Source organism: Polaromonas sp. CT11-55 (assembly GCF_047303325.1).
Lineage (GTDB): Bacteria > Pseudomonadota > Gammaproteobacteria > Burkholderiales > Burkholderiaceae_C > Polaromonas.
The window spans coordinates 51,414-74,933 of sequence record NZ_JBKBEX010000027.1; the positions used below are offsets into that span (position 1 = coordinate 51,414).

21 protein-coding genes and 1 tRNA gene are annotated in these 23,520 nt (G+C 65.0%); 4 read left to right on the top strand and 18 right to left on the bottom strand.

Annotated features, from left to right (window positions below):
- Nucleotides 1-13 precede the first annotated feature (13 nt).
- The 10 genes from ACEN8I_RS20200 to ACEN8I_RS20245 form a co-directional block, all read right to left on the bottom strand.
- Entirely contained in the window at nt 14-2,716 is a 2,703-nt protein-coding gene (locus ACEN8I_RS20200) for a DUF2169 domain-containing protein (RefSeq protein WP_413330420.1), read from the bottom strand.
- Between the two features lie 10 nt (nt 2,717-2,726).
- Nucleotides 2,727-5,639, bottom strand: a complete 2,913-nt coding sequence (locus tag ACEN8I_RS20205; RefSeq protein ID WP_413330421.1) for a type VI secretion system Vgr family protein — start codon at nt 5,637-5,639, stop codon at nt 2,727-2,729.
- Between the two features lie 34 nt (nt 5,640-5,673).
- Nucleotides 5,674-8,331: a type VI secretion system ATPase TssH gene (gene tssH / locus ACEN8I_RS20210; RefSeq protein WP_413330422.1), complete on the bottom strand. Its 2,658-nt coding sequence runs from the start codon at nt 8,329-8,331 to the stop codon at nt 5,674-5,676.
- A gap of 44 nt (nt 8,332-8,375) precedes the next feature.
- Entirely contained in the window at nt 8,376-9,386 is a 1,011-nt protein-coding gene (gene tssG / locus ACEN8I_RS20215; protein ID WP_413330423.1) for a type VI secretion system baseplate subunit TssG, read from the bottom strand.
- Nucleotides 9,350-11,077, bottom strand: a complete 1,728-nt coding sequence (tssF, locus tag ACEN8I_RS20220; protein WP_413330424.1) for a type VI secretion system baseplate subunit TssF — start codon at nt 11,075-11,077, stop codon at nt 9,350-9,352. The genes tssG and tssF overlap by 37 nt, the downstream gene beginning before the upstream one ends.
- 45 nt (nt 11,078-11,122) lie before the next feature.
- Nucleotides 11,123-11,536, bottom strand: a complete 414-nt coding sequence (gene tssE, locus ACEN8I_RS20225; protein ID WP_007873556.1) for a type VI secretion system baseplate subunit TssE — start codon at nt 11,534-11,536, stop codon at nt 11,123-11,125.
- A gap of 48 nt (nt 11,537-11,584) precedes the next feature.
- Nucleotides 11,585-12,070, bottom strand: coding sequence for an Hcp family type VI secretion system effector (locus ACEN8I_RS20230; RefSeq protein ID WP_074578069.1), 486 nt, complete (start codon nt 12,068-12,070; stop codon nt 11,585-11,587).
- A 273-nt stretch (nt 12,071-12,343) separates the two neighbouring features.
- Nucleotides 12,344-13,831 carry a type VI secretion system contractile sheath large subunit gene (gene tssC, locus ACEN8I_RS20235; protein WP_413330425.1) on the bottom strand — a complete coding sequence of 496 codons (1,488 nt, stop codon included), beginning with the start codon at nt 13,829-13,831 and terminating at the stop codon, nt 12,344-12,346.
- A gap of 24 nt (nt 13,832-13,855) precedes the next feature.
- Nucleotides 13,856-14,350 (bottom strand): type VI secretion system contractile sheath small subunit, encoded by a 495-nt coding sequence (gene tssB / locus ACEN8I_RS20240; RefSeq protein WP_007873560.1) that lies wholly within the window; start codon nt 14,348-14,350, stop codon nt 13,856-13,858.
- Nucleotides 14,351-14,735: 385 nt separating this feature from the next.
- Nucleotides 14,736-15,617 (bottom strand): XRE family transcriptional regulator, encoded by an 882-nt coding sequence (locus tag ACEN8I_RS20245; protein ID WP_413330426.1) that lies wholly within the window; start codon nt 15,615-15,617, stop codon nt 14,736-14,738.
- A gap of 180 nt (nt 15,618-15,797) precedes the next feature.
- Between ACEN8I_RS20245 and ACEN8I_RS20250 the strand changes: the two genes are divergently transcribed.
- Both ACEN8I_RS20250 and ACEN8I_RS20255 read left to right on the top strand, forming a co-directional pair.
- A complete protein-coding gene (locus tag ACEN8I_RS20250) occupies nt 15,798-16,112 on the top strand; it encodes a helix-turn-helix domain-containing protein (RefSeq protein WP_413330427.1) in 315 nt (104 codons plus the stop codon).
- A 20-nt stretch (nt 16,113-16,132) separates the two neighbouring features.
- Nucleotides 16,133-16,306 (top strand): hypothetical protein, encoded by a 174-nt coding sequence (locus ACEN8I_RS20255; RefSeq protein ID WP_413330428.1) that lies wholly within the window; start codon nt 16,133-16,135, stop codon nt 16,304-16,306.
- A 28-nt stretch (nt 16,307-16,334) separates the two neighbouring features.
- Here ACEN8I_RS20255 and ACEN8I_RS20260 read toward each other — a convergent pair whose 3' ends face one another.
- The 7 genes from ACEN8I_RS20260 to ACEN8I_RS20290 all read right to left on the bottom strand — a co-directional run bounded on the left by ACEN8I_RS20260 (nt 16,335) and on the right by ACEN8I_RS20290 (nt 21,326).
- On the bottom strand, nt 16,335-16,553 hold the full coding sequence (locus ACEN8I_RS20260; RefSeq protein ID WP_413330429.1) for a hypothetical protein: 219 nt from the start codon (nt 16,551-16,553) through the stop codon (nt 16,335-16,337).
- A gap of 218 nt (nt 16,554-16,771) precedes the next feature.
- The gene (locus tag ACEN8I_RS20265) at nt 16,772-17,110 is read right to left on the bottom strand and encodes a hypothetical protein (RefSeq protein WP_413330430.1); all 339 of its coding nucleotides are present in this window, start codon (nt 17,108-17,110) and stop codon (nt 16,772-16,774) included.
- Nucleotides 17,111-17,374: 264 nt separating this feature from the next.
- Nucleotides 17,375-17,462 (bottom strand) — tRNA-Ser (locus ACEN8I_RS20270).
- A 36-nt stretch (nt 17,463-17,498) separates the two neighbouring features.
- Nucleotides 17,499-18,839 carry a serine--tRNA ligase gene (serS, locus tag ACEN8I_RS20275; RefSeq protein WP_413330431.1) on the bottom strand — a complete coding sequence of 447 codons (1,341 nt, stop codon included), beginning with the start codon at nt 18,837-18,839 and terminating at the stop codon, nt 17,499-17,501.
- Nucleotides 18,840-18,889: 50 nt separating this feature from the next.
- The gene (locus ACEN8I_RS20280) at nt 18,890-19,831 is read right to left on the bottom strand and encodes a threonine/serine dehydratase (protein WP_413330432.1); all 942 of its coding nucleotides are present in this window, start codon (nt 19,829-19,831) and stop codon (nt 18,890-18,892) included.
- An 8-nt stretch (nt 19,832-19,839) separates the two neighbouring features.
- Nucleotides 19,840-20,841: a 4-hydroxy-3-methylbut-2-enyl diphosphate reductase gene (gene ispH, locus ACEN8I_RS20285; protein WP_413330433.1), complete on the bottom strand. Its 1,002-nt coding sequence runs from the start codon at nt 20,839-20,841 to the stop codon at nt 19,840-19,842.
- Nucleotides 20,838-21,326 carry an FKBP-type peptidyl-prolyl cis-trans isomerase gene (locus ACEN8I_RS20290; protein ID WP_413330434.1) on the bottom strand — a complete coding sequence of 163 codons (489 nt, stop codon included), beginning with the start codon at nt 21,324-21,326 and terminating at the stop codon, nt 20,838-20,840. The genes ispH and ACEN8I_RS20290 overlap by 4 nt, the downstream gene beginning before the upstream one ends.
- A 164-nt stretch (nt 21,327-21,490) precedes the next feature.
- Here ACEN8I_RS20290 and radC point away from each other — a divergent pair, with 164 nt between their 5' ends.
- Both radC and ACEN8I_RS20300 read left to right on the top strand, forming a co-directional pair.
- Nucleotides 21,491-22,168 carry a RadC family protein gene (radC, locus tag ACEN8I_RS20295; RefSeq protein ID WP_413330435.1) on the top strand — a complete coding sequence of 226 codons (678 nt, stop codon included), beginning with the start codon at nt 21,491-21,493 and terminating at the stop codon, nt 22,166-22,168.
- Nucleotides 22,169-22,177: 9 nt separating this feature from the next.
- Entirely contained in the window at nt 22,178-22,834 is a 657-nt protein-coding gene (locus ACEN8I_RS20300; protein ID WP_413330436.1) for a Smr/MutS family protein, read from the top strand.
- A 19-nt stretch (nt 22,835-22,853) separates the two neighbouring features.
- Here ACEN8I_RS20300 and ACEN8I_RS20305 read toward each other — a convergent pair whose 3' ends face one another.
- Nucleotides 22,854-23,285, bottom strand: coding sequence for a group II truncated hemoglobin (locus ACEN8I_RS20305; protein ID WP_413330437.1), 432 nt, complete (start codon nt 23,283-23,285; stop codon nt 22,854-22,856).
- Nucleotides 23,286-23,520 lie beyond the last annotated feature (235 nt).

Consider the following 23,520-nt stretch of genomic DNA (forward strand, 5'->3'; position numbering starts at 1 on the left):
CTGGTGCAGCCATTCAAACCACCGGCTTTCTGACCTGGAGAATGGTCTGGTCGATGTTGGAGCCTTCCAGGCTGGCGATGGTCGGCGTGGTGTCATAAAAGTCCACGCCGTACAGATTGGCCTTGCGCAAAAGCGTACGTTCGGTGGTGGCCTTGCGCAGCGAGCCCTTGTGCAGGTTCACGCCGGTGAAGTCGGCGCCGCTCAGGTCGGCCTTGTCAAAGCGCGCGCCTTTGGCCGATGCGCGGCCGAAGTTGGCGCCCGCCGCCTTGATGCCGCTGAAGTCGGCGTTGTCGAGCACGGCGCCGCCCAGCGCCGCGCCGGCCAGCATGGCGCCGCCCCAGGCCGCGCGCTCAAGCTGCGCACCCGGCAGTTGCGCGCCCGCGAACTGGCTGCCGCCGTCGGCACGCGAGGCGCGCAGGCTGGCGCCGGCAAAGTTCGCGCCGCTCGCGTCAGCCCGCTGGAAGTCGGCGTTGTCGCCGTTAGCGCCGGCAAAGCTCGCCTTGCCCACTTTGGCGCCGGCAAAAGCGGCGCCCGTCAAGGTGGCGCGGGCAAAGTCCGCGCCGGCCAGGTCGCCGTCGGCAAAACTGGTGCGCAAAGCCGTGCAGCCCGCGGCTTTCAGGTCGGCCATTTTGGCGCCATCAAAGACCGCGTCGCTGAGTCTGGCGCCAGCCACGCTGGCCGCGGAAAAGTCGGCTCCGGTGAAATCGGCCTGCGACAGGTCGCTGGCGTCCAGGCGGGCCTGCTTGAACACCGCCTGGCCCGCGCCGGCACCGGCGAGCTTGGCGCCCTGCAGATCCGCCTCGCTGAAGTCGCCGCCTTGCAGCAGGGCCTGGCTGAAGTCGGCGCCGGCCAGCTTGCTGCCCGCGAAACGGGTGCCTTCCAGCAAGGCGCCCGAAAAATCGGCGCCGGCGAGGTCCAACGCCGAAAGGTCGAGCCCGCAAAGGTCGTGCGAAGTAAACCCCTTGCCGGCCGCATGGCGCGCAACAACTTCCTCCCGCGTGAGTTTTTGCGCCGCGGCAGCCGCCGCCTCGGGCATTTTCGGCATCTCGGGCAGGGAGGGCAGCTTCACCGGCGCCGATGCGGACTTGACCGCCGCACCCGCGGCGGCGAGCGCCGCAAACACCGGGCCGGTACTCGCAGGCTCATGAATGCTGCCGGCGCCTGGCGCGGCAAGCTCCGGCCGGGCATCGAGCTGCTTTTGCACGTCCTGCTCGGTGATGCCGCTCTTGCGCATGGCATCCCGTGTCTGCGCTTCAAGGTCCTTGACGGCACTTTCCAGCTCCGCAATATCTCCCGAAGGAGGCGCCGAAGGCGGCGGCGTCGCGGCCGCAATGTCGGCGTCGGTGATGTTGTGCTGTTTCATCAGCTCACGCACCTCGCCCTGCAGGTCCTGGGCCATCTTCTCGACCTCGGCCAGCGAAGGGGCCGGCCCTTCCACCGCGGGCTTCAGATGGGGGGCCATGTCGGCTTCGGTGATGCCGTGCTGCTGCATCAGGTCGCGCACCTGGCGCTCCAGCGCCATGGCCTCTTCCCTGACCTGCACCAGCGCCGGGTCCATCGCGGGCATGGCCACGGCAGGCACGGCCACGGCCCCAAGGGCCGGCATGGCGGCGGCCGCTGCCGCTGCAGGCGCGGCCGCTTGCGGCGCTTCGGCAGGCGGCGCAAGTTCCGCGGCGACCGCGGCCTGGGGGGCCAGTTGCTTCAGGAACATGTCGTGGTAGTGCGCCAGCGGCAGCGGCGCGCAGCGCATGTCTTCCCAATCGGCCAGCAAGTGCAGCACATCGTCGGCGTCCTCATCGGCCACGGTGGCCAGCGCGCGGAACAGCACGATGCCGCAGCCCTGCCCCGGAAACAGCCAGACGGTTTCGGCGCGCGCCGTGACTTCGACGAATTCCTCCCCGCCGGCCGCGCGCCGGTTGATGAAGCAGCGCGCGCGGACCTGCGGCAGGGCCGAGCTGAGCACGGCGCGTTGCGGGTGCATGTTGTGGAGCACGATTTTTTCATCGCCGCGGAAGAAGCCGGCGATACGCTGGTCGAGCGGCGCCACGTTGAAGTAGGCAGGCTGGGTGTCGTCGGGCAGATGCGGCCAGGTTTTTGCGAGCCAGGCGTCGTTGAAACTGCCGAGCTGCCGTTTGCGCAGCGGCGAGTCAGGCGACAGCGACCAGAAACCGGCGGCTGGCGCTTCGTCACCGGGGCGCAGCACCAGCTTGGCCATGTGCTCCACATTCGGCAAGGGCAGGCCCTCGCTGCCGTCGGCGTTCTTCAGTTTGACCAAACCCTTGCCCAAAGGATTGTCCAGGGAAGCCGGGCCGCCAAACGCCGTCTGCGGGCTGATCGCCATCTGCGTGAACGGTTTCGGCGTGCTGGCGATTCCCAGCGCGTTGAAATGCCGGTCACCGCTGACACGCAGCGTTTTGGACAGGCTGCCGACCTGCACGCTGACGGCCACCTCGGGCGCAGCCGTGCCCGAAGGCGCATGCGCGGCGCCGAACACCAGGAACTCGCCGGCCGGCTTGGGCAGGCCTTCGTCCATGATGGCGTCGCTGCCTATCGCTTCAGCCGCGACCTGCCACATCTGGGCTTCGGGCAGCAGCGCCGCGCCCGGCGTTTCGTCGAGCGCGAAGAAGGCCATCATGCCCACCGAGAGCTGGTTCTGGCGCGCAAAGCGGATGCCGCGATGCAGCAGGCCCAGCGAGTCTGGTTTGAAAACTTTCATGGCTGTGCGCTCAACCCAGCTGGATCAAGGCGCCGGTGATCGCCACCCGCGCTGGGGTGACATACAGGCTGGCGCCAGGCGAGGAAAGCGCGCATCCGTTGGCGCCCATGGAGAGCGTGGAGCCGCTGGCGCTGGCCTTCAGCTGCGCGGGCGTCAAATCCAGCGAGACAGCCGGGGAACCTGTCAAAGTCGCGCCGCCCACCACCTTGAGTTCCAGTTTTGCGGCGCCCGACGTGGCGGTCATCCCGGCGGCCGCAAGCTTGACGCTGCCACCAGCAGGCTGCGTCAGGCTGATCTCGCCGGCCGGATTCAAGGTGGCCAGTGTGCCTGCTGCCGATGTCAGGTCCAGCGAGGTAGGAAGTGTTGTGATGTTGGTCGTCAGATTGATGCCGGAACCCTTGACTTCAATTGCCGCGCCAACGGTATTGGAGGGAAAGGTAGGCCCAATCCCGCCCGCGGGATTGGGATTCGGAAGACCTGCATTGATGGTGACACTGTCGGTAGACAGATACACCCGGCCCTGCGAGGTTTGCGTGAACGGTATCGCCGTGAGTTCGATGCCCTGGTTGTTGAGCTTCATCTGGCTGGTGTAAGCCGCTTTCGGCTTGGTCAATTCAGCCAGCGAGGTCGCCAGGCCGGACAGCACCCTGTTGACCGCGATGGTGGTCCCGACACCGGACGCAATCCCCAGGCCGCGCGCCGCCCAGTGGCCCGCGCTGGTGTCGTTAAAGGCGAGTTTTCCCTTGTCGTCCATCTTCGAGGCGCGGTTCATGGCCACACCCGCGGCCACGGCGCTGGCCAGGTTAAAACCCACGGTGAGCGCCAGGGCCGTCTTGATGGTGGTCTTTGCCGAAGCCACGGCCGCCGACAGCAAGGCCGCCTGCCCGCCGGAAATTTCCACACCCTCGTTGCCCTGCAGGCGCGCCACGTCCTTCAGGGAAATGCTTTCCGAATCGTCCAGGCTGATGCTGCGGCCGAATTTCCAGGACATGTCCGCGCCATAGGACATCGCCGTGCTGGTGCCCACGGTGATCTTGTTGGCGATCGAGGCCGCCACCGAGTTGTCCACTGACAGCCCGATGGTGTTGTTAAAGCCCAGCTTGATCGCATTGCTGGTGCCCATGGTGATGCTCTCGGAGCTGCCGCCGGTGGACGCAAAAATACCCGGATATTCCTTGGCGCCGCCGGAATCCGCTTTGTCACCTTTATCGCCTTTATCCCCTTTGGCGCCGGTCGCACCGGTAGCACCGGTAGCGCCGGTGGCACCCGTCGCGCCGGTAGCGCCCGTGTCGCCCTTGGCGCCCGCGGCACCATCCTTGCCGTCTTTACCGTCCCGGCCCACGGTGCTGCGGCGGCCTTCCGGATTGCCGATCACCAACGCGCTGTTGTTGAACGGCGACGTGATGTAGACCACCTCCTTGCCCTGGGTGTCGTCCATCAGGATCTGGTTGCCGCCGGCGGTCGTGACCAGGCTCTGCGCCGGGTTCTTGTTGTTCACCATGCTCGGGTTTTCCGAGTTGGGCACCGCGTTGACGATCACCGGCTGGTCGGGGTCGCCGTCCACAAAGGAAAGCAGGACTTCCGCGCCCTTGTGCAGGGGGAAGTGGATGCCGTGGCCGTGGCCCGCGTACGGGGTGGCCATGCGTATGCGCGCCGATCCCTTGTTCGGGCCCTTGCCGGTGCGGCTGAAGGGCAGTTGCACCTTGTACTGGCCGAGTTCGTCCATCTCGGCATACTGGCCGCTGCCCTCGGCGTCAACGATCGCGCTGATCGTGCCGGCCACATGCGGCCGGATCATGGAGCGCTTGGGGCGGAACTGCACGTCGGCCGGGATGGCGCGGAACTTCGAGCTGTAGCGGGTTTCGCCCGCCGCGTCCTCGTAAGCCGTCTTGATGCCGGCCAGCAGCACACCGGCCTGCGAGCCCTGGTGCTCGATCTCGGTGACCAGGTATTTGCCGTTGAAGTCGCTGCGGTAGTGCCCGGCCATGCGGATGAAATAACCGCTGCGTATGCCGGTGGCGGTGGCGCTGCCGGTGAAGATTTTTCCCTCGCAGAGGATTTCCTGGGCCCGCAGCTTGGCGTAACGCAGGCCTTCATCCTGCGTGAGGAAGTTTTCGCCGTACAGCATCACGTCGCCCATGCCGGCGTCCGACACCGGCGCGGACTGCTTGAGCGGGACCGCGGCGTTCAGGTAGTTAAAGCCCTGCAGCACCACCTGTTTGGGCAGGGGTTTTTGCCGGCAGGCGAAGTCCTGCACCGAGTCCTTGGCTTCGCCGCTGGCGAGGTTCTCGACCGGCCGGTAGGTCACCGCGCGTACGTCCGCGGGCTGCTTGATCGAGGCGTCGACCAGCAGCAGTTTTTCCTTGTCACCACTGTGGTCGAAGCAGTAGTAGATGCCTTCCTTTTCCATCCAGCGCGTGATGAAGTCCAGGTTGGTTTCCTGGTACTGGCAAACGAAGTCGCGCTCGCGGTACTCCCCGGCCAGGCCCTTCTGGTAGTCGGCGGAAGACAGCCCGCTGTCCTTGAGCACCGTCTCGAGAATGTCCGGAATACGCTGGCCGTCCAGGTGAACGTCGGAAGTGCGGAATTGGCCCAGGCGATGCAGGCGCGGCGCCAGCACGGCGCGGTAGAACACCAGATCGCCCACCTGGTGCAACTGGTCGAACTCGGCGATAACGCCGTGATAGGGCGTGGCCATGTCCTGGTCGCGCGAAAAAATCGTGAAGGTCGCCGGGTTCGACAGCATTTTGTCGAACTCGATGCCGGCGTCGTTGGACAGCAGCGTGAGCTCGAACGAAAAGTTCTGCGAGATCGCCTCGAAGCCCTTCATGTTGACGACCGCGAAGGTGTCGTCGGCAAATCCGCCGGACTTGAAGGCGAAGCGTTTGTTCGCCGCTGTCAGGTTTTTATCAAGCGAAGTCATAAATTCCCTCTTTTTTCTTTCTGCCTTGCGTCAGTCAGGCCTCGGCGGCAAGGGGCGCGTCGGAAAACACGACCGTGAAGCCGGCGTCGGCGTCCAGGCCCAGCGCCACCTCGCCGGCCTGCACGCCGGTGCTCATGCGCGCCAGGATCTCCTGGGACATCAGCGGCATGATGGTGCTGCGCAGGATGAAGTCGACGTTGCGCGCGCCGGTTTCGACCTCGGTGCAGCGCGCGGCGATCTGCGCGACCACCGCGTCGCTGTAGGTAAAGCGCATCTTGTTGTTGTGCGCCAGGCGTTTGACGATCTTGTCCAGCTTGAGCCGCACGATGCCGGCCAGCGCGTCCTGCGCCAGCGTGAAATAAGGAATCACCGTCATGCGCGCCAGCAGCGCCGGCTTGAAGTGCGCCGACAGGATGGGCCGTATGGCCGAGAGCAGCGTCGCGGCGTCGGGCTTGTCCTCGCCGGCCGTCATCTCGGTGATGACGTCGGTGGCCAGGTTGGAGGTCAGGAAGATCACCGTGTTGGAAAAGTCGATGTCCTTGCCTTCGCCGTCGGAGAGCATGCCCTTGTCGAAGACCTGGTAGAACAGGTTGAGCACGTCGAGGTGGGCTTTTTCGACCTCGTCGAGCAGCACTACCGAGTAGGGCCGCTGGCGCACCGCCTCGGTCAGCACCCCGCCCTCGCCGTAGCCCACATAGCCGGGGGGCGAGCCTATCAGTCGGCTGACGTTGTGCTTCTCCTGGAACTCGCTCATGTTGACGATGACGGTGGATTTTTCGTCACCGAACAGGATGTCGGCCACCGACAGCGCAGTCTCCGTCTTGCCCACGCCCGAGGGGCCGGCCAGCAGGAACACGCCCAGCGGCTGCTGCGGGTCGCGCAGGCCGGACTTGGCGGTCTTGAGCACTTCGGCGATCTGGTGCATGGCGTGGTCCTGGCCGCGTATGCGGCCGCACAGCACGGACTCCATTCGCATCACGCTTTCGGCCTGGTCGCGCAGCATCTTGCCGACCGGGATGCCGGTCCAGTCCGACACCACCTTGGCGACCACGTCCGGGTCCACGTCGACGCGCACCAGCGGATTGGCGCCCTGGGCCGCCTCGAAGGTCTTGCCGGCCTCGGCGACTTTTTGCGACAGCGCCTCGAGTTCGGCCGGCGTCGCGTTCGCGGCCTTGGCGGCCAGGCTGGCGGCGCGCGCAGCCAGCAACGCGTCGGCCGCGCTTTTTTGTTTGTCCCACTCGGCTTTCAGCACCTCGGCCTCGGCGGCCAGCGTGGCCACCAGGCCGGCGATGGCGTCCAGGCGCTCGCTGTCGACCGGCTGGTGGTTGTCGCGGTCTCGCTCCAGGCCGCGCTGCTCGCGCGCCAGGGCCTGCATCTGGCGTTCCTTGTCCTCGAGCACGTCGGGCTTGGCGCTTTGCAGCACCTTGACGCGCGCGCAGGCGGTGTCCAACAGGTCGACGGCCTTGTCGGGCAGCTGCCGGCCGGTGATGTAACGGCTGGAGAGTTCGGCCGCCGCGACGATGGCGTCGTCGCGCATCACCACGCGGTGCACGTCTTCGTATTTTTCCTTCAAGCCGCGCAGGATGATGACGGCCGTGGCAAGGTCGGGCTCGTCGAGCTTGACCGGCTGGAAGCGGCGGGCCAACGCCGGGTCTTTCTCGAAATACTTTTTGTACTCGGCCCAGGTGGTGGCGGCGATGGTGCGCAGCTCGCCGCGCGCCAGCGCCGGCTTGAGCAGGTTGGCCGCGTCGGAGGTGCCGGCCTGGCCGCCCGCGCCTATCAGGGTGTGGGCTTCGTCGATGAACAGGATGATGGGCTTGGCCGAGCCCTTGACCTCGGTGATCACGCCCTTGAGGCGGTTCTCGAACTCGCCCTTGACGCTGGCGCCGGCCTGCAGCAAGCCCATGTCCAGGCCCAGGATGGTCACGTCCTTGAGCGAATCGGGCACGTCGCCGTCGACGATGCGAAGCGCCAGGCCTTCGACGACCGCGGTCTTGCCGACGCCGGGGTCGCCCACGCAGATGGGATTGTTCTTGCGGCGCCGCGCCAGGATGTCTACCATCTGGCGGATTTCCTTGTCGCGCCCGAACACCGGGTCTATCTTGCCGTTGCGCGCCTTGTCGGTGAAGTTTTCGCAAAAGCGCGCGATGGCGCTGCCTTCGCCGCCGGCCGCCGCCTGGCCGCCGGGCGTGCCGCCTTCCGCGGCGCCCGGGGTTTCCTCAATCGAGGCGCCGCAGGTCGCGCCGAAGCCGCTCAGCAGGCTTTCGCGGTTGAGCGCGCGCAGGGGCTCGGCATAGTCGCCGGTGGCGTAGTAGCTGGCGCGCGCCAGGAAGGCCAGCAGCACGGCACCGGAGCGTATGCGCGCCTCGCCGAGGTTGACCGAGGCGATCAGCCAGGCATCCTGCATGAGCTCGAGCAGCAGCGGCGAGAAGGCCGGCTTGCCGGCATTGCCGGTGCGCATGTCCTCCAGGGCGCGGTCGATGCCGCGCTTGACCAGCGCCGCGTCCACGCCGTTCTGGCGCAGCAGCAGCGCGACGTCGGCCTGCACGTTGTCGAACAGCTTGACCAGCAGGTGTTCGACGGTGATCTCATAGTGGCTGCGCGAGACGCACAGGCCCACGCCGTCTTCCAGCGCCTGCTTGGTGAAGGCATTCAGGCGTCCGACCAGGGGTTTTAATTCGACCAGCAGCATGATGTTTCTCTTTCTTGCGGTGTATGAAGAAGGGATGCCGAAAATTAAAGGGTGAACTGCACGCGGGTGGGCTGGCGCACGCGCTCGGGCGTGAGCCAGGTGTCCAGCCCCAGGCGCGTCCAGTTGGTGGCGGCCGATTCCGGTGCGGCGTCAAGCACGTCCAGCGTGCGCGCCGCGCGGGCGTCCTCGTGCCGCAGCTCGAGCACGATGCGCACCTCCAGCGGGTCTATCAGGTAAAAGCGCACCAGGAACTCCAGCCGCTCGTGGCCGGGCGTGCCGGGCAGCAGCTGGTGGAAGGAGTCCTCGGGCAGGTCGCTCAGGGTGATGGTGATGCTGCCGCCGTAGTCGTCGATCTGGCTGCCCAGGTAAGTCGTCTCGCCGAGTTCATGGGCCTGAAGGCCCAGGCGCAGGCGCTGGTCGGCCGGAATGGGCACGTGCTGCAGCGTGCAGCACTCGACCCAGACCCTGGCCGGCCTGAAGGCGTCGGCCAGCAGGGTGTGCAGGCCCGAGGCCGAGCGCGGGTGCATGTTGAAGAGGCCGGCGTAGCGCAGCAGCCCGTCGGCGGCGGGCAGGCCCGCGCGCAGGTCGCCGTCGCGCAGCCCTATAAAGGCATACAACTGGTCCAGCACGCCGGCGTCGCCGTCTTCCACCACGCGGTCCTGCAGCCGGTGCTTGCGCCAGGCGTCGAACAGCAGCGGGTACATCGCATGGTGGATGACGTCCAGGAAGTCGCGCGTGGCGTGGCGGCCTTCGCGTTCTTCCTCGAACAGGTCTTCGGTGTAATACGTGGGCAGCGGCGAGGCCACGCCATAAAGGCCGAAGAAGTTGGCCGTGATGCGGTAGCCGCCGCCGTCGCGCGGCTCTATGCGATCGATGTCGTTTTCGGGAAAGCCCAGGCTCAGCCGCGGGCGTATGCGCAGGCTGTCGGTGGGCATGCCGCGCGCCTTGCCGAACAGGCGCAGCAGGCGTATGGCCTGGAAGTAGGAGAACCTCTCGCCGTGGGCGAGGAGTTGCTCCTCTACAGCAGCGGCTGCTGACCCAATCTTGGCGGCCATTTGAAGACTGCTCCTGTGAAAGCGTCTTCAAGCTCGACGCGGGTGTAGGAATTGATGCCGGCGTAGTCCCCGATGAAACGGTCCAGGACGCAGCCGAACAGGTACATGTCGCCTATGCCGGCGAAAAAGTCGAGCCGGCACTTGATGCGGATCTGCTGGCCGCGCAGCAGGCTGCCGCGCCCGACCAGCCGCGTCTCGGGCGTGGCGGTGACTTCCTGGATGCCGTCGATGCGCCGGCGGTTGGCGGTCTCCGGGCCCTGCTCCTGGCGTTCGGAGAACACATAGAGGTTCAGCAGTTCGCGCAGGTTCTCGGCGCTGGCGATGGACAGGAAATTCAGCGAGACGTGTGAAATTAGCCGCCAGAGCAAGGCCTCGCCCGAGGGCGGGTTCAGCGGCGCGGTCATGGGCCGGATGTTGCGAAAGCTCATGCGGTCGGGCGAGCTGCTGGTGGGCCGGCTCAGGTCGCCGAGCTTGAGGCTTTCCGGCAGCTGGCGGTTGGTGCAGGTGATGCGCACAGACAGAGTCTCGGGCAGGGGCAGGTCGCCGGGCGGGTAGGCCACCGACAGGAAAACCTCGCTGCCCCGCCCCACCGTGGCCTGGCGCAGCGTGGTGCGGTAGCTCAGGGTGTTGCTGCCGTCGTGGCGCAGCATGCCGAAGGGCACGTAGGCGCGCTCACGCGAAGCCCCCTGCTGGTAGCCGACGACCTGGTCCACCGAATAGATCTGGTAGTGCTGGCGGTTCGCGGCCTCGGGCATGAGGCGGTATTCGCTGGCGCGGTGCTCGTGGTTGACCGGGTCGGCCGCGTGCTCGAACAGGTTGACCACGGGCACGATGTTGAGCATGAAGCTGTCGCCGCGTATCTCCGGCATCCAGTCGGGGATGTGGTCCAGCAGCACGGAGACCTCGAACAGGGGGCCGGTGCCGCCGGCCAGCGCCTTGTCCAGGCCCGCTATGTCCACGAAGAGGAATTTTTCGGGCTGGACAAAAAATTCCTGCAGGCTGCGGTAGCCCTGGAAGGCATGGCTGGGGTAAGGCAGCAGCTCGCCGTCGAAGCCGGCCTGGCGCAGGGCCTTGGGGCCGAGCTCGACCACCGTGCCGTCACCGCGCGTCAGGCTCACCGCCTTGACGTGGTTGGCCAGCAGCAGCAAAAGCTTGGAAGCCTCGGTGTAGCCGCCGCCCAGGAAGAGGCGCAGCGAGGGCGTGGCCCACTGCGCCGCCTCCAGCCCGCCCTGCAGCGCGAACTTCAGGACCAGCCGCGGCGCCTGGCCGGGGCCGCTGGCCAGGCGCGCGCTTTCGAGCGCGACCGGATGGACCAGCAGCTCGGTGCAGGTGCGAAAGCGGCAGGGCGTGCCGTCCACCGGCACGGAATCGATCTTGGTGCCCGCGGCGACGCGCACGCTTTCGGCCAGCATGCCCTTGGGCTCAAAGCTCACCAGGGTGCTGGCGGGAATCGGGCGCAGGTAGTGGGGGAACAGCAGGTTGGCCAGCTCCTGCACGAACTCGGGGAATTCGTCGTCCAGCTTCTGGCGCGTCAGGCCCGTGAGGAAAGCCACGCCTTCGAGCAGGCGTTCCACGTCGGGATCGGCCGAGGAGCCGGCCAGCATGGGCGCCAGCGCGGGGTTGGCCTGCGAGAACTCGACGGCCAGTCCCTTGAGCTTGTTCAATTCATCTTCGTAGTACCGATTGAACATGGGGTTCTTTCACTCGCTCGGGGGACTGTTAAAGGGCCGTTGAAATCAGTTGATGTTGACCTTGCCGTTTGCGCCAACCGTGGTGGAGAGCTGAAGCGGAATCTCGCGGTCATCCACTTCAAGCCGGCCTTCCAGCGCGAACCGGATGGACAGCACGTCGGTAGACTCCCGGCTCATCACCACGCGGGGCGACTTGATGCGGGGTTCGTACTTCAGCACCATGCGGCGGATCTCTTCTTCAATATCGCCGGTGGAACCCGCGGTGAGCCCGCCGGCGATATTGGTGAAGTCGGGCACGCCGAAGAGGGGATCCAGCTGCACGCTGCCTTGCCGGGTATTGAGAAGGCGAAGAAGGTGGTTGGTGACCGACCGGACAAGAATATCGACCTGTGTCTGGTTGGTGCGTTGTCCACCGTCTTCCCAGGCCGCTATTCTTTCCAGCAGTCGCCGCTCCTTCACCGTTGTTATCTCTCTACTCAGCCGGGCCGGCGTGCCGCTTGCCCGTCATTACTTCGGAGCGAGCCAGGAATCCTCTGCCTCGATGCCGTCCGGCTCGAAGGTCCAGGTGATCTTCTCGTAGGTGAACGAGATGTCTTCCATGTGGCCCATCTGCTTGTTGTCGGGGTTCAGGCAGTTGGGCGTCCAGGACCTGGCGTTGGTCAGGATGGCCGAGGACAGCTTGACCGTGTAGTACTTTTCTTCCGTGCCCTTGGGGGAGATGCGGTAGAACTCCAGGCTCACGCTCTTGAGCTGCTCGCCCGAGGTCAGGGCCTGGAACAGCTTGGGCGAAGCCTTGTCGATTTCCTTGGTGACCGTCATGGGCTGGTGCACGCGCTTGCCGGTGGGCAGGCCGGTCTGCGGGCTCTTGGGGATCTCGATAACGTGGTCCACGGCTTGCACGAGGATCTTGCCTTCGTGGCCCTTGACCTTGACGGAGCCTTCGATCTTCCCTTGTTTTTCGCCTTCGAGGATGAGGTAGCATGGCATTGGCATGATGGTTTCCTTTAAGTTGGTACTGTCGTCGTAAAACTGTTTCAGATCCGGTCAAGCTACCCGCAACTAACAACAATCACAATCAGCGGGGCTTGAACCTCTTCATCACCCCGCCCCTTGGCTACCCGGGTGATCTGCACATCTCTTAAACATCTGCTCTGTGCATGACCTGTATTCTGGAAGGCCCCTGTTTCGGGTCCATGTCAGAAGCCAGGCGGCAAAGTTACAACCGAAATACAGGCGCCTTCCCCGCGGGAAACCGCCCGCCGGCCGTCACTTTTTCTCGAGCTTCCCAACGAGAGACAGGCTGAAGGACGCGCCCATGTACTTGAAGTGCGGACGGACCTTGAGGTCGACGCGGTACCAGCCTGGATCGCCTTCGACGTCAGCCACGGTGATTTCCGCCTGGCGCAGAGGCCTGCGGCTGCGCACGCCCTCGCCCGGGTTGTCCATGTCGGCCACGTACTGGCGTATCCACATGTTCAACTCGCTTTCGAGGTCGGCACGCTCTTTCCAGGTGCCGATGTTCTCGCGCTGGATCACCTTGATGTAGTGGGCCAGGCGGCTCACCACGAACATGTAAGGCAGCTGGGTGCTGAGCTTGTAGTTGAGCTCGGCTTCCTTGCCTTCCTTGCTGTTGCCGAAGAACTTGGGCTTTTGCGCCGAGTTGGCCGAGAAGAAGGCCGCATTGTCGCTGTTCTTGCGCATGGTGAGCGCGATGAAGCCCTGCTCCGCGAGTTCGAACTCGCGGCGCTCGGAGATCAGCACCTCGGCGGGGATCTTGTTCTGCAGCTCGCCCATGGACTCGTAGGTGTAGACCGGCAGGTCTTCCACCGCGCCGCCGCCCTGCGGGCCTATGACGTTGGCGCACCAGCGATAGTCGGCAAAGCTGCCGGTCAGGCGCGAGGCGAAGGCGAAGGCCGCGTTGCCCCAGAGGAAACTGTTGTTGCCGCCGGAGACGTCTTCCTTGTAGTTGAACTTCTTGGTCGGTACCGTGTCGGCGCTGTAGGGCACGCGCAGCAGGAAGTGCGGCAGCGTCAGGCCCACATAGCGGGCATCCTCGGTTTCGCGGAAGGCGTTCCACTTGACGAACTGCGGGCCCTCGAAGACCGAGGCCAGGTCCTTGAGATTGGGCAGCTGTTCATAGGACTCGACACCGAAGAACTCGGGCGCGGTGGCGGCGATGAAGGGCGCATGACCCATGGCCGCGACGCTGGCCATGTACTGCAGCAGCTTGATGTCCTGCCCGCCGGGGCCGAACTCGTAGTTGCCGATCATGGCGCCGAAGGGCTGGCCGCCGAACTGGCCGTATTCGGCCGTGTAGAGGTTTTTGTAGAGGCCGGACTTGGTGATGTCGGCCGCGTCCTGGAAATCGTCGAGCAGCTTGCTCTTGCTCACGCTGAGCATCTGGATCTTGACGTTCTCGCGGAAATTGGTGCGGTCGACCAGGAATTTCAGCGAGCGCCAGGCCGATTCCAGCTTCTGGTAGTCGGGGTGGTGCAGGATGGAGTCGACCTGCGCGCAGAGTTTTTTGTCCAGGTCGGCGATCATGTCGTCGACCGTGGCCTGCGTGACGCGCTCGACCGAGCGCTGGGGCTCCAGCAGCTGCGAGACAAAGGCCTGGATGCCGTGGCGGGTGATGGAATAGGCGTCGTCGCCCTGCTTGATGCGCGCGGAGTTGACCAGCTGGTCGAGCAGCGAGCCACCCGCTTCTTCCGCCGCGCCTGGCGCCGCTTCTGTTTGCTTGTTGGTTTCAGCCATGATGGTTCCTTCGGTGCAGTTCTTTTATTGGTCCTTGACGCCGAGTTCGGACATCAGCCGGGCGCGCACGCCTTCGTCCTGCACCAGTTCCTGGACCTTCTTGCGGAAGTCCGGAATGTTGCCCAGCGGCCCCTTGAGCGCCTTCAGGGCGTCGCGCAGCTCTATCATCTGCTTGAGCTCGGGCACCTTGTCGACGATGGCGTCGGGCGAGAAGTCGTTGATCGAGCTGAAGTCGATGTTCATGGCCAGCACCGCGTCCTTGTCGGCCTTGGGGTCCAGCTTGTTGGGAACCGACATGCTCAGCGACAGCTTTTGCGCCTTCAGGACTTCGTTGAAGTTGTCCTTGTCGATGTTGATCGGCTTCATTTCCTCCAGCGGCGTCTCGTCTTCACGCAGGGTGTAGTCGCCCATGACCAGCAGCTTGAGCGGCAGCTCAACCTCGGCCTTGGCATCCCCCGTGGCGGGACGATAAACAATATTGACACGCTCTTTTGGTGCTACTGACCCATCGGTTGCCATGGTGGTTTCCTTCGATTCGGTGAGAGTTGAGGGGAGGCCACACGCTTCACACGTGTAACAAGTCGAAAACGATAGTACTCGATATCCTTTGATTTAAACAGCCATGTTTCAGCCGTAATACGGGTGAAAAAGTGAGCGCGGGGGCCGCGAAAGCATGCGGCAAAATCGGCCGGGCCAAGCCATATACCTGTAGCACGTTTGTGCGACAAAATTCATCGCACCACGGCATAGTGATGCGAGGCGCCACAGTGTCCCGCCTTGCCTGCCGGCGGGGCATAGGAACAACCCTAGGCCGTGATGCGGCAAGGCCCCGATGGAAATATTTGCCGGCGCGCGGCGCGGCAAAGCCGCAACACCGCCGCACCGCGGGGGTGCGGCGCGGCCCTCAGTTGAAGGTCACCCCGGCCCAGCGCACCCGGCCCAGCACCGCGAAGTCGCGCTCGGCCGACTCGTGGCCCTGGATGTCGAAGGGCTCGTAGGCCGGGTTGTAGCTGCTGACCCGCAGGATTTTTCCGGGCAGGCGCTGCAGCCTTTTCATCAGCAGCGCGCCGTCCAGGCGTATCAGGTGCACCCCCTCGGTCAGCGCGTCGCGGTCGCGCAGATCCGCCAGCACGGCATCCCTGGCATGCAGCCACGGCTCCATGGACGCGCCCACCACGCCGAACATCGCGAGGTCGTCGTGCGCGATGCCCAGGTCGTAGCGGATGAACTGCGCATCGAAAGGCCGCATGGCCAGCACCGAGTCGGCGTCGGTAAAGGCAGCCCCCTCCGCCTGCTCGCGCAGGTCGAACAGCGGGACGTAGATCAATTCGTCGACCTGCACCGCGCGCACGCCGTGGGGCACGCCCGCGGACCGGCCCGTGTCCTGCGCCTGGCCGCCCAGCAGCTGCGTCGGCGTGGTGTTGTATTCGCGGGCCAGCACTTCAAGTTCGAAGGCATCGGGCAGGCTGTCGCCGCGCTCCACGTTCCAGATGGTGTTGCGGTGAACACCCACTGCGGCCGCCACGTCGTTGATCTCGCGGGCGCCGCGCGCGGCCCGGCAGCGCTGGCCGAATTGCTGCATAAAAACGCTGCGCGCCTCGGTCCTGACGGTTTTGACCTCCTCCTTGCTGGCGGCCGCCGCAGCGTGGTAACGGTACCAGGCCACCGGCTCATCCGCCTTGACCGGCGACACCGAGGCCAAGGGATAGGGCTGGTTGGCGTTCTGCGCGCCAGGCGCTTTTTCCGTAGGCGCCTGGTCGGAAGGCGCCGCGTCTTTTGTGCTCATGAACACTATTTTGTGTCAATGAACACAGACATGCAAACCCGAGCTCCCTTGATTTATGGTTTATGCATAAAAATATAAGCAATACTCATAACTATGGGCTTGATCGAGCTTGACTTCACGCCTCTCAAGCTCAAAATAGTGGAGATGAGCACAAATAAAACAACAACCTCACAGGAGGATATGCATCCCGCCGACGTCATTGCTGCCTTGCGCAAGCGTGGCACCAGCCTGCGCAAGATCGCCCACGACAACGGCTACAGCCACATCCAGCGCGTGCTCACCAGCCCCTGGCTGGCGGCCGAGCAGCTGGTGGCCAAAGCCCTGGACACCACACCGCAGGTCTTGTGGCCTTCCCGCTACCGCGATCCCGCGGCAAGGGCCCTGGCCTTCCGGCAAACCCGCAAGATCGCGGTGACCATGCCCAGCACCCGCGACAGGATCGCTGTGCCGGGCACACCGGCCGACGCCCGGCCCGACAACACCCGCAAGCCCTGACATCCATAAGAGGAAGCCCCGTGCTGCTTTCCGGCAAGGACATCAAGCTGCGCATCTACCTGCGCACCCATGAAGAAGAACTGATCCTGGTTGAACTGGAGCGGGAAGACCTCGAAAAAGCCGCCATCGGCAAGACCCAGTTCGCCGAAGAGCAGCTCCATCCCATCAGGCTGCTGCATTTCGAACTGGCCTGAGGGCGCGCCGCCTCTCCTGCCCAGGGCCTCAGAGCGAACCGGGATGCGAGTCGTACTCGCCGTGGTCGATGTACTTGACCTGCATGCCAGCCCTGGCCAGTTCGGCGATGCGCGAGGCGACACGTTTGTAGAACTCGCCCGCATCCGTCAAGGGGCCTATGGTTTGATTGAAGGTCATGTCCTGACCTGCTTCCTTGAGGATGTATTCCCCCGATGGCTGAAGCTTCACCTTGAGCAGTGCGAGCATCTTGTTGTCCTCCTTGAATGGCCATGGCGTCCGCCCCCACTGCAGCGGGGAGGCACCAGATTGCTCAATGTCCACTTTAGGCCCCAAGACGGGGGAAGCTCTGTAGGAAAACACCCTTCTTTGGCCTAACCGGCACGATCACCATCGGAAAAGCTGGTACTTAGGACTTATTCAGCGCCATAGGCCGACAGGCGCAGCCCTGGGTCCTCCCTGGGTCCTTATTGCAAGTCCCCATGCCCGGTCGCTCCCCGATCCAGTGGATCCACCACCACTTCGTAGATTTCGTTGACGCGCCAGACCGGGCTTTCATAGGCGGCCTGGCCTTGCACCTTGACCAGAAAGGAGCTGCCGCGCTCCCGGACTTCCAGCGTCAGCTCGCACGAAAAATCGATGCGCCCGGCATCCGTCGAGATCGCGCTGACCAGTTCGTGGCCCGCGAGCGACAGCCGGTGCTCGCAGCCGCGCGGCAACAACTGCTCCACCTCGTAAGTCCGCATCACGATGGCCGCGATGCGGCCTATCAGCTCGGCCACGACGGAATCGGGATTGGAAACCATCAGGGGATGCATTTTGGGCATTCTCCTACAAGGCCCCCAGAAATGAGCAGCTATATTCAATTCGCGGCTTGTCATGAGCCGCTCCCTCCCTCGCTGGCCTTGCCAGCTTCCACGCCCGGTTTGTCCCGGGCTTTTTTTTGGGCGATTGGGTTGGGCTAAAGCGAGGCGTCCGACGCTGCGCCGTCCGCGGAAACGAAAAAGCCCCGGCTAGCGGGGCTTTCAAGGCATTTCTCAGATCAATCTAGACTGTTCTGGATGCAAATTTGGCGGAGAGGGTGGGATTCGAACCCACGGTACCTTGCGGTACGCCTGATTTCGAGTCAGGTACATTCGGCCACTCTGCCACCTCTCCAAGAGTGAACCCGCAATTCTAGCAGGCCCTGGCCGCCTATTTCCCGGCGGGGGTCAGCACCTTGATGCCACCCATATAAGGCTGCAGCACCGCCGGCACGGCGACGGAGCCGTCGGCCAGCTGGTAGTTCTCCAGCACAGCCACCAGGGTGCGGCCCACGGCCAGGCCGGAGCCGTTGAGGGTGTGGACGAATTCGTTCTTGCCCTGGGCGTTCTTGAAACGGGCCTGCAGGCGGCGCGCCTGGAAGGCTTCGCAGTTGGAGACCGAGCTGATCTCGCGGTAGGTGTTCTGCGCGGGCAGCCAGACTTCCAGGTCGTAGGTCTTGCTGGCGCCGAAGCCCATGTCGCCGGTGCACAGCAGCATGACGCGGTAAGGCAGGCCCAGCTTTTGCAGGATGGCTTCGGCGTGGCCGGTCATGGCCTCCAGCGCCTCGTAGCTTTTGTCGGGATGGGTGACCTGCACCATCTCGACCTTGTCGAACTGGTGCTGGCGGATCATGCCGCGCGTATCGCGGCCGTAGCTGCCGGCCTCCGAACGGAAGCAGGGCGTGTGCGCGGTGAACTGCAGCGGCAGGTCGGCCTCGGCGACGATTTCGTCGCGCACGAAATTGGTCAGCGAGACCTCGGACGTCGGGATCAGGTACAGCGAGACGCTTTCGGCTTCGGCCGCGCCCTCCTGCCCGCCCTTCTTGACGGCGAACAGGTCTTCCTCAAACTTGGGCAACTGGCCGGTGCCGCGCAGCGAATCGCCGTTGACGATATAGGGCGTGTAGCACTCGGTGTAGCCGTGCTCCTGTGTCTGAACGTCGAGCATGAACTGCGCGAGCGCGCGATGCAGGCGCGCCAGTTGGCCCTTCATGACGGTAAAACGCGCGCCCGTGAGCTTGCTGCCGAGTTCGAAGTCCAGGCCCAGGGGCTGGCCCACATCGACGTGGTCCTTCACCTCAAAGGCGAACGCGGCCGGTTCGCCGCCCGGGCCTTCGATGGGGCTCCATTTGCGCACCTCGACATTACCGGCTTCGCCCGCGCCCTGGGGCACGCTCTCGTGCGGCAGGTTGGGCACGGCCAGCAGCAGGCCTTGCATGTCGGCCTGGATCTGGTCGAGCCGGGCGGCGGAGGATTCGAGTTCAGCTTTGGAAGCGCTCACTTGCGCCATGACGGCACTGGCGTCTTCCCCCTTGGACTTGAGTTGGCCGATCTGCTTGGACAGGGTGTTGCGCTGGTTCTGCAGCTCTTCGGTGCGGATCTGCAAGGCCTTGCGTTCGGCCTCCAGGGCCTGGAAGGCCTCCACATTGAGGAAGGTTTGCGGGGTCTTGCGGGTTTCCAGGCGGCGAATAGCCGATGGCAGGTCTTTGCGGAGCAGGTTGATGTCTAGCATGGGGCCATTGTATTTTGTGCGGCCCGGCTCCGCCCTTCCCGCCTGTTTCTTCAGTTCAGGCTGGCCGGGTCCAGGTTGGCGCCGCAGATGATGAGGCAGACTTTTTCGTCGGCGCGCGGGCGGTAGCGCCCGCTTTGCAGCGCGGCCAGCGGCAAGGCCGCGGCGGGCTCCACGGCCAGCTTGAGTTCTTTCCAGAGCCAGAGCTGCGCCGCGCGTATGGATTCGTCCGTCAGCAGCAGCGCGTCACGCACATGGGCCTGGGTGACTTTCCAGGCCAGGCTGCCTATGCGCCTGGCGCCCAGCGAATCGGCGGCGATGCCGCTGACGGCGACGTCCACCGGCTCACCGGCCTCGCGGGCCTTGTAGAGCGTGGGCGCCAGTTCGGGCTCCAGCGCGACCACGCGGCTGCGCTGTTCAAACCAGCCGGCAACGCCGCCTATCAGACCGCCGCCACCCACGCTGACCAGCACCGAGTCGGGCACACCGCCCTGCTGCTCGATTTCCGCGGCCATGGTGCCGGCGCCGGCCAGCACTTCAGGCTGGTCGTAGGCATGGGTGAGCAGCGCGCCGGTCTCCTGCTGGCGCGCCAGGCAGGCCTTGAGCGCGTCGGCGTAGGCCGCGCCTGTCACCACCACCTCGGCGCCCAGGGCGGCCAGCTTGGCGCGCTTGGCGGGGGGTGAGACCTCGGGCACAAACACCTCGCAGCGCACACCCAGCTCACGGGCCGCGGCCGCGGTGGCGATGCCGGCATTGCCGCCCGAGGCCACGATCACGCCGCTGGCCGGGATGGGGTTGGACAACAAGCGATTGAGCATGCCGCGCGCCTTGAAACTGCCGCCGGTCTGCAGGTGCTCGAGCTTGAGCCAGACCTCGCCGCATTCCACGCCCAGCGCCTTGCCGGGCAGTTGCCACAGCGGGGTCTGGCGGATGAAGTGGCCGTAGCCGGCCTTGAACGCGCGCAGGCAGCGCTCGATGTGATCGCGATCGGTCATGGGAAAACTCAGCTGAGTTGGTGGAGCTGGCTGTCGTTGACTTCCAGCATGTGGCCCTGCGCGTCAAGCTTCAGGCCCTTGGGCAGCGGAAACTTGATGGTTTCCTCAATGCCGTCCATCTTGCGCACCGACACCGCGCCCAGCGCCTTGATGCGGTCTATCACCTGCTTGACGAGAATCTCGGGCGCCGAGGCGCCGGCCGTCAGGCCCACCCGACCCTTGCCCTCGAACCAGGATTCCTTGAGCTCGCTGGCATCGTCGACCATATAGGCTTCGGTCCCCAGCTTGGCGGCGAGTTCGCGCAGGCGGTTGCTGTTGGAACTGGTCGGGCTGCCGACCACAATGAGGATGTCGACCTGCGGGCTCAGCACCTTGACGGCGTCCTGCCGGTTCTGCGTGGCATAGCAGATATCCTGCTGCTTGGGCTCGCGCACCTGCGGAAAGCGCTGTTTCACGGCGGCGCTGATCTCGGCCGCGTCGTCCACGCTCAGCGTGGTCTGCGTGACCACGGCCAGGCGCTCGGTCTGCGCCGGGGTGATGCGCCAGACGTCGGCCGCGTCCTCTACCAGGTGGATGCCACTGTCAAGCTGGCCCATGGTGCCTTCGACCTCGGGATGGCCCTTGTGGCCGATCATGATGAACTCGTAGCCTTCCTTGTGCAGCTTGGCGACTTCCACATGCACCTTGGTCACCAGCGGGCAGGTGGCGTCAAATATCTGGAAGCCGCGGCGCTCGGCCTCCTTCTGGATGGCCTGGCTCACGCCGTGGGCGCTGAACACCAGCGTGGCGCCCGGCGGCACGTCGTCCAGCTCTTCAATGAAGATCGCGCCTTTTTCCTTGAGGTCGTTGACGACGTAGGTGTTGTGCACGATCTCGTGGCGCACATAAATCGGCCTGCCGAATTTGGTCAACGCGCGCTCGACGATTTCAATGGCGCGGTCGACGCCGGCGCAAAAACCGCGCGGCTCGGCCAGCAGGATTTCTTGCGGGAGTTTTTTCGATTCAGTCATAGGACGCCAATCACTTGCACTTCAAACACCACTGGCTGGCCGGCCAGCGGGTGGTTGAAGTCGAACTGCACCGCATCGCCGCCCTCTTTGACCTGCTGCACCGCGCCGGCGTACTGGCCCGTGCCGTCGGGCGTGGGGAACTGCACCACGTCGCCGACCTTGTACTGCTCATCCGGGTCGCCGAGCTCATTGAGCAGCTTGCGCGCCACCCACTGCACCAGATCGGGGTTGCGCTCACCGAAGGCCTCGCCGGCCGGCAACTCGAAAGTGGTGCGCGTGCCTTCTGGCAGGCCCAGCAGGCGCTGCTCGATGGCCGGCGAGAGCTCACCCGTGCCCAGGCTCAGCGTGGCGGGTTTGCCCTCAAAGGTGTTGATGATGTCGGCGCCCGGCTTGCCGCCCACCGAAGGCCCGGCCATGCGGTAGTGCAGGGTCAGGAAAGAGCCCTGCTGGATCAGGGGAGCGGCGGAGAGTTCCACGGTGGACATATGGCTGGGGCTTTCGGGGCCGGCCGGAACGGCGGGCCAATGTTTGTAAACTGCCTCTATTGTAGAAAGGACGGCCTGACCGGGCCAAACCCGGTTTTTTGGCCTTTTTCGCGCGACGGCTCCTTTGACCGCCGCCCCGCCAACCCATAACAAGAGATCGACCCATGATCCTGAAAGACCTGCCCCAAGACAGCCGCCCCCGCGAAAAACTGCTGGCCCGCGGCCCCGGCGCGCTCAGCAACGCCGAACTGCTGGCCCTGCTGCTGCGCACCGGCATCCCCGGCAAAAACGTGCTGCAAATGGGCCAGGAACTGCTGGATACCTTTGGCGGCGTGGCCGGGTTGCTGCATACCACGGCAGACAGCCTCAAGCGCATCAAGGGACTGGGCGGCGCAGCCAAGCGCTCGCAGTTGGTCGCCGTGCTGGAACTGGCCCGCCGCGCGCTGGCCGAGAACCTCAGCCAGAAAACCCTGTTCGACACGCCCCAGGCCGTGCGCGACTACCTGCAGCTGCAGTTGGGCAGCCGGCCGCACGAGGTCTTCGCCATGCTGTTTCTGGACAGCCAGAACCGGTTGATCGTGCTCGAGGAGCTGTTTCGCGGCACGCTGACCCAGACCTCGGTCTACCCGCGCGAAGTCGTCATACGCGCCCTGGCCCTGAACGCCGCCAGCGTGGTGCTGGCCCACAACCACCCCAGCGGCTGGGCCCAGCCCTCGCGCGCCGACGAGGCGCTCACGCACAACCTCAAGGCGGCGCTGGCGCTGGTGGATGTGCGCGTGCTTGACCATTTCGTGGTGACCAGCACCCAGGCGGTGTCCATGGCCGAGCTGGGAATGTTGTAAGGTAAGTCCATGAAATCTCCCGCACTCAAAAGCCTGCAGGACCTCAAGGCCGTCAAGCGGGAAATCGAAACCCGGGCCAGGCTGGAAAAAGAAGCCGCCGCCGCAAAGGCCGCCGCCGCGGCCAAAACCAAGGCCGAAAAAGAGCTGTTCGCGCGCGCCGTCGGCACCGTCAAGTCCCTGCCCGCCAAACACCTGCCCGGCCACAAGGCCGCGCTGCCGGTGCAGCAAGCCGCCCCCATCCCGGTGCAGCAGCAGCGCGACGAACTCGCGGTGATGCGCGAGGCGATCTCCGACGAGTTCGACGTGGAAACCCTGCTGGACACCGACGAGGCGCTGAGCTTCCGGCGGCCCGGCATGGGGCCCGACGTGGTGCGCAAGCTGCGCCGCGGCGGCTGGAGCATACAGGGCCAGCTTGATTTGCACGGCCTGCGTCGCGAGGACGCACGCGAGGCGCTGGCGGACTTCATCAAGGACGCCCACAAGATGGGCTGGCGCTGCGTGCGCGTGGTTCACGGCAAAGGTTTGGGCTCACCGGGCAAGACACCGGTGCTCAAGGGCAAGGTGCAGAGCTGGCTGATCCAGAAGCAGGAAGTGCTGGCCTTTGTGCAGGCCAGGCCGGCCGAAGGCGGCGCCGGGGCGCTGGTGGTCTTGCTCGCGCAAAGCTGAGGCCGCAAGCGCCTCCGGCCTATTCGCCCCGGTTGCGCATCCAGTCGGCTGTCTGGAAAAAAGACGCATTGAGCCGCACACGCAGGCCCTCGTCCACCCCGGTCTCACGCATGGCCTGGTCCATGCAGGCCAGCCACTGGTCACGCTCGGCAATCCCGATGGAGCCGCCGCCGGTCTGCTGCGGCATGTGGCGCATGCGCAGGCGCGGATGGCCGAAACGGTCGGTGTAGTACTGCGGCCCACCCATCCAGCCGCACAAAAACCAGAACAGGCGCTGGCGTGCGTTGTCCAGCGTGCTGCCATGCGCGGCGCGCAGGGCTTTGTAGCCCGGCTCCAGGTCCATCAAGTCATAAAACCGCTCAACCAGCGCCTTGACGCGCTCCTCACCGCCTATCCAGGCAAAAGGAGTTTCGAAAGGGGGATTTCCGGGAGGACGTTCTTCTATCTGCATGGAGAGATTATCGAAGGAGCAGCGGCCCGATTCAGGCCTAGGGCTAATCCAACAGCTTCCTATCTTCGGCTGTTTGGTACTCCTGTCCCCAACCCTTGTGGATGCGCCGAGGAGCGCAGGGCCAGACGGATAAGGGCAAAAACTTGTTTGAGCCGAAGGCGAGTTGTTTTTGACCCCGTCTGGACCGAGCACCGCAGGTTGCCCCGGAGCGAAGCGCAGGGGACGCAGGAACCAG

Excerpts from the sequence above, each read along its gene's own strand:
- ACEN8I_RS20200 (WP_413330420.1), bottom strand. The coding sequence starts at position 2,716 with ATGAAAGTTTTCAAACCAGACTCGCTGGGCCTGCTGCATCGCGGCATC.
- ACEN8I_RS20205 (WP_413330421.1), bottom strand. The coding sequence starts at position 5,639 with ATGACTTCGCTTGATAAAAACCTGACAGCGGCGAACAAACGCTTCGCC.
- tssH (WP_413330422.1), bottom strand. The coding sequence starts at position 8,331 with ATGCTGCTGGTCGAATTAAAACCCCTGGTCGGACGCCTGAATGCCTTC.
- tssG (WP_413330423.1), bottom strand. The coding sequence starts at position 9,386 with ATGGCCGCCAAGATTGGGTCAGCAGCCGCTGCTGTAGAGGAGCAACTC.
- tssF (WP_413330424.1), bottom strand. The coding sequence starts at position 11,077 with ATGTTCAATCGGTACTACGAAGATGAATTGAACAAGCTCAAGGGACTG.
- ACEN8I_RS20230 (WP_074578069.1), bottom strand. The coding sequence starts at position 12,070 with ATGCCAATGCCATGCTACCTCATCCTCGAAGGCGAAAAACAAGGGAAG.
- tssC (WP_413330425.1), bottom strand. The coding sequence starts at position 13,831 with ATGGCTGAAACCAACAAGCAAACAGAAGCGGCGCCAGGCGCGGCGGAA.
- tssB (WP_007873560.1), bottom strand. The coding sequence starts at position 14,350 with ATGGCAACCGATGGGTCAGTAGCACCAAAAGAGCGTGTCAATATTGTT.
- ACEN8I_RS20245 (WP_413330426.1), bottom strand. The coding sequence starts at position 15,617 with ATGAGCACAAAAGACGCGGCGCCTTCCGACCAGGCGCCTACGGAAAAA.
- ACEN8I_RS20250 (WP_413330427.1), top strand. The coding sequence starts at position 15,798 with ATGCATCCCGCCGACGTCATTGCTGCCTTGCGCAAGCGTGGCACCAGC.
- ACEN8I_RS20260 (WP_413330429.1), bottom strand. The coding sequence starts at position 16,553 with ATGCTCGCACTGCTCAAGGTGAAGCTTCAGCCATCGGGGGAATACATC.
- ACEN8I_RS20265 (WP_413330430.1), bottom strand. The coding sequence starts at position 17,110 with ATGGTTTCCAATCCCGATTCCGTCGTGGCCGAGCTGATAGGCCGCATC.
- serS (WP_413330431.1), bottom strand. The coding sequence starts at position 18,839 with ATGCTAGACATCAACCTGCTCCGCAAAGACCTGCCATCGGCTATTCGC.
- ACEN8I_RS20280 (WP_413330432.1), bottom strand. The coding sequence starts at position 19,831 with ATGACCGATCGCGATCACATCGAGCGCTGCCTGCGCGCGTTCAAGGCC.
- ispH (WP_413330433.1), bottom strand. The coding sequence starts at position 20,841 with ATGACTGAATCGAAAAAACTCCCGCAAGAAATCCTGCTGGCCGAGCCG.
- ACEN8I_RS20290 (WP_413330434.1), bottom strand. The coding sequence starts at position 21,326 with ATGTCCACCGTGGAACTCTCCGCCGCTCCCCTGATCCAGCAGGGCTCT.
- radC (WP_413330435.1), top strand. The coding sequence starts at position 21,491 with ATGATCCTGAAAGACCTGCCCCAAGACAGCCGCCCCCGCGAAAAACTG.
- ACEN8I_RS20300 (WP_413330436.1), top strand. The coding sequence starts at position 22,178 with ATGAAATCTCCCGCACTCAAAAGCCTGCAGGACCTCAAGGCCGTCAAG.
- ACEN8I_RS20305 (WP_413330437.1), bottom strand. The coding sequence starts at position 23,285 with ATGCAGATAGAAGAACGTCCTCCCGGAAATCCCCCTTTCGAAACTCCT.